We start from the raw sequence: 12,770 nt of genomic DNA, 5'->3' as shown, positions 1-12,770 counted from the left end.
GTTGCTGGACAGTGACAACGATGCAGATTAATACCCGGGGCAGCCAGGTTCAGGCTGATGCCGGCTCAGGTGCCGGCCTGCGCTATCGCCCGTTTCGCGGCAGGCTGCGCCAATACAGGTTGCTGGACAGTGACAACGATGCAGATTAATACCCGGGGCAGCCAGGTTCAGGCCGACTCCCGCAACTCGCCAGCCTTGGCGCTGGCACATTCGTATAAAAACATGGTTCTACAATGAGAATGTTCAAACCCTTGCTGCTTGGATTGCTGGTGCTGGTTACCGGTTGTCAGAAACAGGACGACGCCTCCAGGACGGGTCTCATCTATTGTGCGGAAGGCTCGCCCCAGACCTTCAATCCCCAGGTGTCGAACTCAGGGGTGACCCTGGATGCCAGCTCTCGCCCGCTCTACGATCGCCTGCTGGAGGTGAACCCCAACACGCTGGCGCTGGAGGGGGGACTCGCCACCCGCTGGACCCTGAGCGAGGATGGCCTCTTCTACACCTTGACCCTGCGCAAGGGCGTCACCTTCCATCACACCTCCTGGTTCAACCCCTCGCGCACCTTCAACGCCGACGACGTGCTGTTCACCTGGCAGCGCCTGCTGGACAAGCAGCACCCCTATCACGACGTCTCCGGCGGCGTATATCCCTATTTCTACAGCCTGGGGCTGGATCAGCTGATCAAGCGGGTCTACAAGAAGGGGCCCGAGCAGGTGGTGTTCGAGCTGAATCGACCGGATGCCTCCTTCCTCGCCACCCTGGCCAGCGACTACGCCATCGTGCTCTCCGCCGAATACGCCGATCAGATGCAAAAAGCAGGCACCCCGGCCCTGCTCGACAGCCGTCCCATCGGCACCGGGCCGTTCAGCTTCAAGGAGTATCGCCACAACGAATATGTGCGCTACTTGCGCCATCCCGGTTACTGGGGCGGCGAGGCCAAGATAGAGCAGCTCATCTACGACATCACCCCCAAGTCCTCCAAGCGGCTCGCCAAACTGCTGACCGGCGAGTGCGATGTGATGAGCACCCCGTCCGCCAGCCAGCTGTCGGTGATCGACACGGATCCGGATCTCAGCCTGTCGGTGCAGTCCGGCATGAACGTCGCCTTCCTGGCCCTCAATACTCGCAAGCCACCGTTCAACAAGGTACAGGTGCGTCAGGCCATCGCCAGTGCCATCAACATAGACAACCTGTTGCAGGCGGTCTATTTCGAGACGGGCCAGGCCGCCAACAGCCTGCTGCCGCCCCTCTCCTGGGGCTACAACCCCTCCCTGCCGATGCGCCAGCCTGACCTGAAGCGGGCGCGCCAGCTGCTCAAGGAGGCGGGGCTCGAACAGGGGTTCGAGATGCAAGTGCTGGTACAGCCGGGCTCACGCCCCTACAACCCGGATGCCCTCAAGACAGCCCAGCTGATGCGAAACGATCTGGCCAGGATAGGCATCAAGCTAAAGATCGTGCAGCAGGAGTGGCCCGTCATCGAGGCCCGCCTCGCCCACGGCCAATATGACAGCCTGCTCTCTGGCTGGATTGCCGACAACGCCGATCCGGACAACTTCTTTCGCCAGCTGCTGAGCTGCGCCGCCGTCGAGCGCGGCAACAACTACAGCCGCTGGTGCAGCCCGGCCTTCGATCAACTGCTGGACGATGCGGTCACCACGCCCCAGCTGGCGTTCCGGCTGCGCAACTACTATTACGCCCAGACCCTGCTCAACGAGCAGGTGCCGCTCATCCCGCTGGCCCATGCACTGCGCACCCAGGTCAGTCGCAGCGACATTCAGGGGCTCTCCCTGATGCCCTTTGGCGGCACCGTCTTCAACCAAGCCCACAGGGAGTAAGCATGTTTCTCTATATACTGCGTCGCATCAACCTGCTGCTCATTACCCTGCTGGCGCTGACTTTCGTCGCCTATCTGCTGGACTTTCGCCTCATCGGCCAGCAGGCCAGCTTCTGGAGCGGTTATCCCGACTTCCTGCGCCGCATTATGGATGGGGATCTGGGGCTCTCCAGCGTCTCAGGCCTGCCGGTGCTGGAGGAGATCCGTCACTACTTCCCGGCCACCCTGATCCTCTGCATGGCAGCCTTTGCCATCTCGCTGCTGGTGGGCATTCCGCTCGGCACCCTGGCGGCGCTCTATCAAGGCAAGCCGCTGGATCTCTCCATCATGACCGCCGGCCTCATCGGCTACGCGGTGCCCGTCTTCTGGCTGGCGCTGCTGGTGGTGATGTTCTTCTCGCTGGATCTGGGCTGGCTGCCCGCCTCTGGTCAGATCAGCCTGCTCTATGACGTGCCCTCCATCACCGGCATAGCCGTGTTCGACGTGCTGATGAGCCACGAGCCTTGGCGCCAGGCTGCGCTGCACGATGCCCTGCGCCATCTGATCCTGCCCTCGCTGGTACTGGCGGTGGTGCCCACCACAGAGGTGATCCGCCACGTGCGCAGTTCGCTGATCGACGTGATGAAGCAGAACTACATCAAGGCGGCGGCGAGCCGTGGCCTCTCCCGCCGCCAGATCGTCTGGCGCCATGGCCTCAAGAACGCCCTACCGCCGGTACTGCCGCTGCTCGGCCTGCAGCTGGGCAGCGTGCTCACCTCCGCCATGATCACCGAGGTGGTATTCGAGTGGCACGGGATCGGCCGCTGGCTCATCAACAGCATTGCCCTGCAGGACTACGCCGCCATCCGGGGCGCCACCCTGGTGGTCGCCGGCTTCGTCATCTTCATCAGCGTCAGCACCGAGCTGCTCACCACCCTCATCTATCCGGCGCGGCGCAAAGAACTCTATGCAAAACAAGACTGAACGTGCTCATGGCATGACCTGGAGCCAGGAATCCTATGCAAGACAAGAATAACCTCTACCCCGAGCTCAAGATCCTCTCCCCGCTGGAGCAGACCTGGGCCTCCTATCGCCGCAATCCGCTGGCCATGGGCGGACTCTGGTGCTTCGTGATCCTGCTGCTCATTACCCTGTTCGGCCCGCTGGTGGTGCCCTACGGTATCGACGAGCAGCACAGCAGCCGTCTGCTGCTGGCCCCCTCCTGGGCCAACAGCGGCAACATAGACTACTTCCTCGGCACCGACGATCTGGGCCGCGATATTCTCTCCCGTCTGGTGGCAGGGGCACGGCTCACCTTCGGCAACGCCCTGCTGGTGGTGATGATCGCCATGGTGGCCGGCACCGCCATCGGCATCCTAGGCGGTATGAGCAAGGGGCTGAAATCGAGCGTACTGCACCACCTGCTCGATACCCTGCTCTCCATCCCCTCCCTGTTGCTGGCCATCATCATGGTTGCCATCCTGGGACCGGGCCTGTTCAATACCCTGATCGCCATCACGCTGGCGCTGATCCCTCCCTTCATCCGGGCGACCTACAACGCGGTCCATACCGAGATGCAGAAGGAGTACATCATCGCCAGCCGCCTCGATGGTTCGCCGCCGCTGCGGATCATGCGTCTGGCCATTTTGCCGAACATAGTGGAGACCCTGGTCGCCCAGACCACCCGCACCCTGTCGGCGGCCATTCTCGATATCTCGGCGGTGGGTTTTCTCGGCCTCGGCGCCCAGTCGCCCCAGCCGGAATGGGGCGCCATGCTGGCCGATTCGAGCGATCTCATCTATCTCGCCCCCTGGACAGTGACCCTGCCAGGCATGGCCATTCTGTTCAGCGTGCTGGTCACCAATTTAGTGGGTGAAGGTATTCGCGAAGCACTCAAAGAGGGAAACGACTGATGCAGCGCTCTCTGCCCAAGATAGACATGTTCACCTTTGGCCCCTGTCCGTTCCTGTACGACGTGCGGGTCAACCAGTCTTTGGCTGGTGAAGGCATTCGCGAAGCACTCAAAGAGGGGAATGATTAATGCCCTTGCTCGATATTCGCAACCTCACCATCGAGATCGACACCCCCCAGGGCAAGGTCAAGGCGGTGGACAGGGTGAGCCTGACCCTGACCGAGGGGGAGATCCGCGGCCTGGTGGGTGAGTCGGGCTCCGGCAAGAGCCTTGTGGCCAAGGTGATCGTCGGCATCCAGAAGGACAACTGGACGGTGCGTGCCGACCGGATGCGCTTCAACGACATGGATCTGCTGACCATGGCCCCCAAGGAGCGACGCCGGATCATGGGCCGCGAGATCGCCATGATCTTCCAGGACCCCATCAGCTGTCTGGACCCTTCCGAAGAGATAGGAACCCAGCTGGAAGAGGCGATCCCGACCGATTCGTTCGAGGGCCAGTTCTGGCAGCGCTTCCAGTGGCGCAAGAAGAAGGCCATCGCCCTGCTGCATCGAGTCGGCGTCAAGGATCACCGCAAGGTAATGCGCGCCTATCCCCACGAGCTGTCGGACGGCATGTGCCAGAAGGTGATGATCGCCATGGCCATTGCCAACAAGCCACGTCTGCTGGTGGCCGATGAGCCCACCAGCGCCATGGAGTCCACCACCCACTCCCAGATCCTGCGGCTGCTGGACAAGATGAACAAGCTTGGCAACACCACCATTCTCATCATCAGCAACGACATAGCAGCCATCGCCAACCTGACCGACACCATCAACGTGATGTACTGCGGCCAGATGGTGGAGGTGGGCACTCGGGAGCAGATCCTGACCTCGCCCCATCATCCCTATACCGATGCCCTGCTCAAGTCCATTCCCGACTTTGACAAGCTGGTACGCCACAAGTCGCGGCTCGAGACCCTGCCCGGGGTGATACCGCCGCTGCAGCACCTGCCCATAGGTTGCCGGCTCGGTCCCCGCTGCCCCTATGCCCAGAAACAGTGCGTACAGACGCCGTTGATGAGCAAGATCAAGGGTCACCAGTTCAGCTGCCACTTCCCGCTGAACATGGAAGAGCCGAAGAAATGAATCCAAGACGTTATCAGCCCGTGGCCGCATGCTCTGCCACCAAGGAGCCAGGACAGTGATCGAACCCTCCCTGCTGCAGGTCAGAGGCCTTAGCAAGACCTATCAGAACCGCACCGGCCTGTTTCGGCGTCAGGCGGTCGAAGCCATCAAGCCGCTCTCGTTTGACCTCGAGGTCGGCCAGACCCTGGCCATCGTCGGCGAGGCCGGCTCCGGCAAGAGCACGCTGGCGCGGATCCTGGCGGGCATGATAGAACCCACCGCCGGCGACATCGCCATCGAAGGTCAGACCCTGGTCCACGGCGACTATCAGACCCGCTGCAAGCTGCTGCGGATGATCTTCCAGGACCCAAACTCCTCCCTCAATCGCAAGATCCGGGTCGGCCAGATCCTGGAGACCCCGCTGCGGCTCAACACCGAGATGAGCGAGGAGGAGCGTCACGACAAAGTGGTGCAGACCCTGCGCATGGTGGGCATGCTGCCGGATCACGCCCTCTTCTATCCGCAGATGCTCTCCGCCGGTCAGCAGCAGCGGGTGGCGCTGGCCCGCGCGCTCATTCTCAACCCCAAGATAGTGGTAGCCGACGAGGCACTCTCCACCCTGGACATCTCGGTGCGCTCCCAGATCATCAACCTGCTGCTGGAGATGCAGGAGACCATGGGGCTGAGCTATGTGCTGGTGGCCAACGATCTGGGGGTGGTGAGCCACATCAGTGACGAGGTGCTGGTGATGCACGAAGGGCGGGTGGTGGAGCGTGGCAAGACCCTCAAGGTGTTTGCCGATCCCCAGCACGAGGTGACTCGCCGCCTGATCCAGAATTACAACAACGAATACCGCCGCTGATCCTCGGGCCGGTGCCGACCCCGGCACCGGCCACCCCTCTTCGTCATCTGCTTGAAAAAGCCTAAAAAAATCCCGGCTCAGTGGCCGGGAATTGCGCTCAAAAAGTGAATGCGTCGCTCGTAGTAGGAACATGGCCATGGTAGGCAGTGCCTCTTGCGTCAACAACTGTCAGATCTGACAGGCAGCCCGCTATGGAACCTGAACTGCGGATCCGGCGAGCAGACAAGCTCGGCTTCGAGTTTGCCAAAATAAGCCACTCGCTCGCTGATATCCTCCCCCGCGTATTGCTCGGCCAGCGCCAGATAGTCCTGGTAGTGGCGCGCCTCGGAGCGCAGCAGGGAAACATAGAAGCGACCCAGCTCCTCGTCCAGATGGGGCGCCAGCTTGGCAAAGCGCTCGCAGGAGCGCGCTTCTATGTAGGCACCGATGATCAGCTTGTCGACCAGGGTGGCTGGCTCGTGGGTGCGTACATGCTGCATCAGGTTGCGGGCATAGCGGGAGGCGGTCACGGGGCCATAGGGAATGCCGCGCGCGGCCATCAGTTCCAGTACCTGCTCGAAGTGATGCAGCTCCTCCTGGATGAGCCGCACCATGGGAAACAGCAGCGGGTTGCGGGCCAGCTCCTCAAACACGGTGCGATCGGACTCCCCCATGCTGCGCTTGCCCAGGATCTCGGCCTTCTCCGGGATGGCATCCAGCTCCCGATAAAACTCCAGCTTGGGCAACAGATGGCGCTTGCCCTTGGGCAGGCAGTAGCGCCGCACCAGGCTGTGGGCGGTGAGCGCAGCCTTGTTCTCGCAGTTGGCGTGATCGATGAGCAGGGTCGGCAACCAGGCGGGATCCCGCGCCATCTCGACCCACGCATCCGGGGTCTCACACTGCAAAAACTGGCGCACGGGGGCTAGCAGGTCATCCATCTGAATTCTCATCTGTTCTGGTTGATACGGCGGCGCGATTGGCACGCGGCTGCCCATGCTAGCGGATCCCGCCGCCACTGCCCACACCTGGCGGTATAAGTGATTATTTTTAAAGCAGATAACAGCCCTGCCCCACCGCCCGCATACGACAATGGGGGCCGGGGCCCCCATCTCATATCTGTCATATCAAGCGAAAACGTTTAACTGCCTTCGTTAAAAATTTCCAGATTGCTGGTGCCTTCCTGCCACTCACGTACCGCCTTGTTGTCATCGCTGCGCAGGGCGTTGAGGTGGTCCAGATAGGATTGATCCACGTCGGAGGTGACGTAGTGACCGTTGAACACCGAGGTCTCGAAGTGACGCAGCTCGGGGTTGATCTCCCGCACCGCCTCTTCCAGATCTTCCAGATCCTGGAAAATCAGGCCATCGGCACCGATCAGCTTGCACACCTCTTCCACTTCCCGACCGTGGGCGATCAGCTCGTTGGCGGTGGGCATGTCGATACCGTAGACGTTGGGGAAGCGGATCTCCGGTGCCGCCGAGGCGAAGTAGACCTTGGCCGCCCCTGCCTCACGGGCCATCTGGATGATCTGCTCCGAGGTGGTGCCACGTACGATGGAGTCATCCACCAGCAACACCTTCTTGCCCTTGAATTCGGAGCTGATGGCATTGAGCTTGCGACGCACCGACTTCTTGCGCTGGGTCTGACCCGGCATGATGAAGGTACGGCCTATGTAGCGGTTCTTCACGAAGCCCTGACGGTAAGGCAGGTCGAGGGTATGGGCTATCTCCAGCGCCACGTCACAGGAGGTCTCCGGGATGGGGATGACCACATCCACGTCGAGGTCTTCCCACTCGCGGGCAATTTTCCGGCCCAGCTTGCGACCCATGTTGAGGCGGGCGGCGTAGACGGAGACCTTGTCGATGCACGAGTCAGGACGGGCGAAGTAGACGTATTCGAAGATGCAGGAGCTCATCTGCGGGTTTTCCGCACACTGCTCGGAGAAGAGCTGGCCCTGCTCTGTGATGTAGATGGCTTCACCGGGGGCGACGTCACGCACCGTCTCGAAACCTATGGCGTCCAGCGCCACGCTCTCGGAGGCGAGCATGTACTCCACCTGGCCCTGCTCATCGGCCCGACGACCCAGGATCAGCGGACGAATGCCGTTGGGATCGCGAAAGCCGATAAGGCCATGACCGATCACCAAGGAGACCACTGCATAGGCACCGCGGATCTGCTGGTGCACCTTGCGCACCGCAGAGAAGATATCCTCCGGCCGCAGCGCCATCTTGTCGCACAGATCCAGTTCGTGGGCCAGCACGTTCAGCAGCACTTCCGAATCGGAGGTGGTGTTGATGTGGCGCCGGGCTACCTTGAACTGCTGCTCCTTGAGTTCCTTGGCATTGGTAAGGTTGCCGTTATGGGCCAGCACCATGCCGTAGGGCGAGTTCACGTAAAAAGGTTGGGCTTCAGCGGCACTTGAGCTACCTGCGGTGGGATATCGGACATGACCTATGCCGATGTTCCCTTGCAGACGCTGCATGTGGCGCACTTCAAACACGTCCTTCACCAGGCCGTTGGCCTTGCGTTGCCGGAAGTTTCCACTCTCTATGGTCACGATCCCGGCGGCATCCTGTCCCCTGTGCTGCAACACCGTCAAGGCGTCGTAGAGGGCCTGATTGACGGGGGTGGTGCCAACTATACCGACAATACCACACATGTCTTTGCTACCTCGAAGTCACTATACCTGTTTAAGAAAACTGGACGAGTTCAGCATGAACCCGAAAAACCACTGGATCACCGGTTTGAACTCGGGAACCAGTTTGGACGCCACCCACCAGTCGCTCTGGGAGAGGCTGGTGAAGGTATCCATAAAAAACAGCAGGGCACTGACGATCAGTACCCCGCGAATGGCGCCGAAACAGATGCCGAGCACCCGATCCGTTCCTGACAGGCCGGTCTTTTCCACCAGCAGACCCACCACGTAGTTCACCACGCCGCCCAGGATCAGGGTCGCCACGAACAAGGCGGCGATGGCCAGGCCGTTGCGCACCAGAGGGTCGCTGAACGAGGTGAAGTAGATGGCGAGATCGGGATAGAAATGGCTGGCGATGAAGAAGGCGATAAACCAGGTGACGAGCGACATGGCTTCCTTGACGAAGCCGCGCACCAGGCTGATGAGGGCGGAGAAACCGACGATGCCGATGATGGCGTAATCAATCCAGACCATAGGAAAAAGTGTCCTGCGAAATTGCGGCGCAGTCTAACAAAAACGATTGCGCAATGCTTGATAAAAATGTGTTAAATGTTCGACAAGGGGTCGAATGAAACGCTTTTTTTGGCGCCAACGCGAAGATTTGGCGCCCAAACGCACAACGCCATGGCATGGCCATGGCGTTGTGTTCATGCGCGTGTGCTTAACCTATGTGGGTCAGGCCACCCATGTAGGATTGCAACGCAGCCGGGATGGCGATGCGGCCATCTTCCTGCTGGTAGTTCTCCATCACGGCTACCAGGGTGCGACCCACTGCCAGGCCGGAGCCGTTCAGGGTGTGCAGCAGCTGGGGCTTGCCGTCGATACGCACGCGAGCCTGCATGCGGCGCGCCTGGAAATCGGTGCAGTTGGAGACGGAGGAGATCTCGCGGTAAGTGTTCTGAGCCGGCAGCCACACTTCCAGATCGTAGGTCTTGGCGGCGCAGAAGCCCATGTCACCGGTGGCCAGCGCCATCACGCGATACGGCAGCTCCAGCAGTTGCAGCACTTTCTCGGCGTGACCGGCCATCTCTTCCAGCGCTTCCCAGGATTTTTCCGGGTGAACCAGCTGCACCATCTCGACCTTGTCGAACTGGTGCATGCGGATGAGACCGCGGGTGTCACGGCCATAAGAACCGGCTTCGGAACGGAAGCAAGGGCTGTGGGCCGTCATCTTGATGGGCAGCTCCTGCTCATCGAAGATCTCGTCGCGGGCCATGTTGGTGAGCGGCACTTCGGAGGTCGGGATCAGGGAGAACTTGCGCATCTTGCCCTCGTCTTCCCCTTCGCCCTCAATCCCGGTATTGAACAGGTCCTGGGAGAACTTGGGCAGCTGGCCGGTACCGTACAGGCTGTCCGGGTTCACCAGATAAGGCACGTAGCACTCGGTGTAACCGTGCTGCAGGGTGTGCAGGTCCAGCATGAACTGCGCCAGGGCGCGGTGCAGGCGGGCAATCTGGCCCTTCATCACCACGAAGCGGGCACCGGACAGCTTGACGCCGTTCTTGAAGTCAACGCCCTTGGCCGCTTCACCCAGATCGATGTGATCGCGAACCGGGAAAGTGAACTGACGTGGGGTACCCCAACGGCGCACTTCCACGTTGTCGTTCTCGTCGCGCCCCACCGGCGTGGTCTCGCTCGGCAGGTTGGGGATGGCGTCGGATATGGCTTTCAACTGGGCCAGCAGGGCATCCAGCTCGACCTTGCTGGTCTCCAGCTCGTCGTTGATCTTGGTCACCTCGGCCTTGAGCGGAGCCACATCTTCACCACGACGGGCAGCCTCACCGATGGACTTGGAGCGGGCGTTGCGCTCGGCCTGCAGCTCCTGGGTACGGGACTGCAGATCCTTGCGTTTCTCTTCCAGAGCATTGACAGCCGCTACGTCCAGAACGTAGCCACGTGTCGCCAGACGAGCAGCAGCTTCGTCAATCTCGCTACGCAGATATTTGGGATCCAGCATGGTTTACCTACTTTTTTAAAATGGGATCTGGGCCTGGGTCATCATGACCGGGCGAGAGAACAGATCCGGAAGTTAACATCGGTTGGCGCACCCCTATCGTCTTCAGGATCGAGCCTTCAAAAACAGGCCTTCGAAATCAAGAAGATGGCGCAAGGCCGAGACAAGCGGGGTCAGAGGGCCAGTGTATCAGACCGCCCCCCCGCCCGAACAGGGACTATTTGTGTCGTTTTCACGGACCTTGCTGGCCGACAAGGCTCGGGATCCTCCCTCACGCCCCATTCCTGACCACAGCGGCAAACCGGTAGCTGAACTGCCTCATTTGAACAAGTGCACTCAGGGGCCACGGGTCTGCCGACAGGGCTGGTCGAGGGCTCAGGCGACGGCCTGCTACTTGCCCCTTTGTTGCGGGCTCTGCCGGTCCAGCTCATGCAAATAGTCGAGCTTCTGGGCTATCTGCTTCTCAAGACCGCGATCAGTGGGCTGGTAGTACTGCTTGCCCGCCAACTCCGGCGGCAAATACGCCTCGCCGGCGGCATAGGCGCCCGGTTCGTCGTGGGCATAGCGATACTCGGCGCCATAGCCCAGCTCGCTCATCAGCTTGGTGGGGGCATTGCGCAGGTGCGGTGGCACCTCGAAGTCGGGCAGATTTTTGGCATCGTTGAGCGCCGCCTTCCAGGCGGTGTAGACCGCATTGCTCTTGGGGGCGCAGGCAAGATAAACGATGGCCTGGGCGATGGCGCGCTCCCCTTCAGCCGGGCCGATGCGATGAAAGCAATCCCAGGCCGACAGCGCCACCTGCATGGCCCGCGGATCGGCATTGCCCACGTCTTCCGAGGCGATGGCCAGCAAGCGGCGGGCGATATACAAGGGATCGCAGCCGGCGCTCACCATGCGGGCGTACCAGTAGAGTGCCGCATCGGGGGCAGAGCCGCGAATCGACTTGTGTACCGCCGAGATGAGGTCGTAGAAGTGATCGCCGCCCTTGTCAAAACGTGCCACGTGCTCCCCCACTACGGCGGCGAGCAGAGCGCTGTCGATCACTCTCTTCCCTTCGCCATTGGTCTCGGCCATGTCGGCCAGCAGCTCCAGATAGTTGAGGGACTTGCGCCCGTCCCCATCCACCGCCTTGGCCAGCGCCTCCTTCACCCCGGGGGCAAAAGTCAGGGTCGGATCATTGAGACCGCGCGGATCCTGCATCGCCTGCTCGAGCATGGCGAGTATGTCGTCTTCTTCCAGCCGCTTGAGCAGATAGACCCGGGCTCGGGAGAGCAGTGCGTTGTTGAGTTCGAACGAGGGGTTTTCAGTGGTAGCACCGATAAAGGTGATGGTGCCGTCTTCGATGTGGGGCAGGAACACATCCTGCTGGCTCTTGTTGAAGCGGTGCACTTCATCCACGAACAGTATGGTGCGCACCCCGCGCCAGCTGTTCTCCTTCGCCTTGTCGATGGCGGCGCGGATCTCCTTGATGCCGGAGGTGACCGCCGAGAGCCGCTCCACTTCCGCCTGACAGTAGTGAGCCATCAGCTCCGCCAGCGTGGTCTTGCCGGTACCAGGCGGGCCCCACAAAATCATCGAGTGGCAGTGACCGGCCAGTATGGCTTTGCGCAGGGGCTTGTCAGGCCCCAGGATATGCTGCTGACCTATGTACTGGTCGAGGTTTTGCGGCCGCATCCGGGCCGCCAGCGGGCGAAAATCCGACGAGAAATCCAGCGACAAGTTGCTCATCTGCGGTGACCGTCCCGTACTACGTCGATCGCCAGTGGAAGACGGTTCGACGATAAATCCAAAGAGAGATTGCTCATCAGCGCTGGTCGTCCAGCTCGACCCCCTTCGGGATCTTGAAGGCAAACTCATTGCCCTTGAGCGCCGGCTTGCGATTGAACTGGCTCAGGGTGAACTCGCTCCACTGCCCCTGGGCCTCTTTCACATCGAAGCGGCTGATGTTGTTATCACGATCGAAGGTGACGCGGAAGGAGGCGATCAGCTCATCCTTGTTGCGGCTGGTGACTGTGTAGACGTCCCCTTGCTGAGTCACGTCGTAGTTTTTCCAGAACTTGTCGTCGTTACCGGCGATCAGGATGAAGGGGGTGTTGAGCACCGCATCCTTGAGTTTGAGTGCGGTCACCTGCTCGACGAAAGGATCGTAGACCCAGACGTCCTTGCCATCGGCCACGATCAGGCTCTCGTCCGGTGAGGTGGTGTGCCAGTTGAAGCGATTGGGGCGCTGCACCAGCAGGTCGCCGCCAGCCTTCTGCAGCTCCTTGCCCTTGCTGTCATAGACGGTCTGGGCAAATTTGGCGGAGAAGAGGCCCACGCCCGCCAGCTTCTGCTTGAGGTCGCTGGCCGCATCGGCCCACACCTGGCTGCTGGCGACCAGCAGCACGGTTCCCATCAACAGTTGTTTTTTCATCATGCTTTTCATAACGACGATCTCGATAAAAGGCCA

General features: G+C 60.9%; 12 protein-coding genes. 6 read left to right on the top strand and 6 right to left on the bottom strand.

What is annotated here, in order from left to right; translation table 11 throughout:
• Window positions 1-239: 239 nt before the first annotated feature.
• The 6 genes from sapA to BN1128_RS14295 are packed head-to-tail and all read left to right on the top strand — an operon-like array spanning window position 240 to window position 5,693.
• A complete protein-coding gene (gene sapA / locus BN1128_RS14315) occupies window positions 240-1,835 on the top strand; it encodes an ABC transporter substrate-binding protein SapA (protein ID WP_042869872.1) in 1,596 nt (531 codons plus the stop codon).
• A gap of 2 nt (window positions 1,836-1,837) precedes the next feature.
• Entirely contained in the window at window positions 1,838-2,797 is a 960-nt protein-coding gene (locus BN1128_RS14310; RefSeq protein ID WP_042869871.1) for an ABC transporter permease, read from the top strand.
• A 35-nt stretch (window positions 2,798-2,832) separates the two neighbouring features.
• Complete coding sequence (locus BN1128_RS14305; protein ID WP_042869869.1) at window positions 2,833-3,726, top strand: ABC transporter permease subunit; 894 nt, start codon at window positions 2,833-2,835, stop codon at window positions 3,724-3,726.
• Window positions 3,726-3,854, top strand: coding sequence for a hypothetical protein (locus tag BN1128_RS26455; RefSeq protein WP_276325067.1), 129 nt, complete (start codon window positions 3,726-3,728; stop codon window positions 3,852-3,854). Before BN1128_RS14305 ends, BN1128_RS26455 begins: the two co-directional genes overlap by 1 nt.
• Window positions 3,854-4,852, top strand: a complete 999-nt coding sequence (locus tag BN1128_RS14300) for a peptide ABC transporter ATP-binding protein (RefSeq protein ID WP_042869867.1) — start codon at window positions 3,854-3,856, stop codon at window positions 4,850-4,852. The genes BN1128_RS26455 and BN1128_RS14300 overlap by 1 nt, the downstream gene beginning before the upstream one ends.
• 55 nt (window positions 4,853-4,907) lie before the next feature.
• Window positions 4,908-5,693 (top strand): peptide ABC transporter ATP-binding protein, encoded by a 786-nt coding sequence (locus BN1128_RS14295; RefSeq protein WP_042869865.1) that lies wholly within the window; start codon window positions 4,908-4,910, stop codon window positions 5,691-5,693.
• 158 nt (window positions 5,694-5,851) lie between these two features.
• On the opposite strand, the gene miaE is transcribed toward BN1128_RS14295, so the two are convergent.
• The 6 genes from miaE to lolA all read right to left on the bottom strand — a co-directional run bounded on the left by miaE (window position 5,852) and on the right by lolA (window position 12,734).
• The gene (gene miaE / locus BN1128_RS14290) at window positions 5,852-6,610 is read right to left on the bottom strand and encodes a tRNA isopentenyl-2-thiomethyl-A-37 hydroxylase MiaE (protein WP_042869863.1); all 759 of its coding nucleotides are present in this window, start codon (window positions 6,608-6,610) and stop codon (window positions 5,852-5,854) included.
• A gap of 200 nt (window positions 6,611-6,810) precedes the next feature.
• On the bottom strand, window positions 6,811-8,331 hold the full coding sequence (gene purF, locus BN1128_RS14285) for an amidophosphoribosyltransferase (RefSeq protein ID WP_042869861.1): 1,521 nt from the start codon (window positions 8,329-8,331) through the stop codon (window positions 6,811-6,813).
• 21 nt (window positions 8,332-8,352) lie between these two features.
• Entirely contained in the window at window positions 8,353-8,841 is a 489-nt protein-coding gene (locus BN1128_RS14280) for a CvpA family protein (RefSeq protein ID WP_042869859.1), read from the bottom strand.
• 187 nt (window positions 8,842-9,028) lie between these two features.
• Window positions 9,029-10,324 carry a serine--tRNA ligase gene (serS, locus tag BN1128_RS14275; RefSeq protein ID WP_042869857.1) on the bottom strand — a complete coding sequence of 432 codons (1,296 nt, stop codon included), beginning with the start codon at window positions 10,322-10,324 and terminating at the stop codon, window positions 9,029-9,031.
• Between the two features lie 387 nt (window positions 10,325-10,711).
• Window positions 10,712-12,049: a replication-associated recombination protein A gene (locus BN1128_RS14270; RefSeq protein WP_042869855.1), complete on the bottom strand. Its 1,338-nt coding sequence runs from the start codon at window positions 12,047-12,049 to the stop codon at window positions 10,712-10,714.
• A gap of 76 nt (window positions 12,050-12,125) precedes the next feature.
• Window positions 12,126-12,734, bottom strand: a complete 609-nt coding sequence (gene lolA, locus BN1128_RS14265) for an outer membrane lipoprotein periplasmic chaperone LolA (protein ID WP_042869896.1) — start codon at window positions 12,732-12,734, stop codon at window positions 12,126-12,128.
• Window positions 12,735-12,770 lie beyond the last annotated feature (36 nt).

Origin of the sequence: Aeromonas piscicola (assembly GCF_000820005.1) — a bacterium.
Classification (GTDB): Bacteria; Pseudomonadota; Gammaproteobacteria; order Enterobacterales; family Aeromonadaceae; genus Aeromonas; species Aeromonas piscicola.
This window is presented reverse-complemented; position numbering and strand designations above follow the sequence as displayed.

Excerpts from the sequence above, each read along its gene's own strand:
- BN1128_RS14310 (WP_042869871.1), top strand. The coding sequence starts at position 1,838 with ATGTTTCTCTATATACTGCGTCGCATCAACCTGCTGCTCATTACCCTG.
- miaE (WP_042869863.1), bottom strand. The coding sequence starts at position 6,610 with ATGGATGACCTGCTAGCCCCCGTGCGCCAGTTTTTGCAGTGTGAGACC.
- BN1128_RS26455 (WP_276325067.1), top strand. The coding sequence starts at position 3,726 with ATGCAGCGCTCTCTGCCCAAGATAGACATGTTCACCTTTGGCCCCTGT.
- BN1128_RS14305 (WP_042869869.1), top strand. The coding sequence starts at position 2,833 with ATGCAAGACAAGAATAACCTCTACCCCGAGCTCAAGATCCTCTCCCCG.
- sapA (WP_042869872.1), top strand. The coding sequence starts at position 240 with ATGTTCAAACCCTTGCTGCTTGGATTGCTGGTGCTGGTTACCGGTTGT.
- purF (WP_042869861.1), bottom strand. The coding sequence starts at position 8,331 with ATGTGTGGTATTGTCGGTATAGTTGGCACCACCCCCGTCAATCAGGCC.
- lolA (WP_042869896.1), bottom strand. The coding sequence starts at position 12,734 with ATGAAAAAACAACTGTTGATGGGAACCGTGCTGCTGGTCGCCAGCAGC.
- BN1128_RS14270 (WP_042869855.1), bottom strand. The coding sequence starts at position 12,049 with ATGAGCAACTTGTCGCTGGATTTCTCGTCGGATTTTCGCCCGCTGGCG.
- BN1128_RS14280 (WP_042869859.1), bottom strand. The coding sequence starts at position 8,841 with ATGGTCTGGATTGATTACGCCATCATCGGCATCGTCGGTTTCTCCGCC.
- BN1128_RS14300 (WP_042869867.1), top strand. The coding sequence starts at position 3,854 with ATGCCCTTGCTCGATATTCGCAACCTCACCATCGAGATCGACACCCCC.
- serS (WP_042869857.1), bottom strand. The coding sequence starts at position 10,324 with ATGCTGGATCCCAAATATCTGCGTAGCGAGATTGACGAAGCTGCTGCT.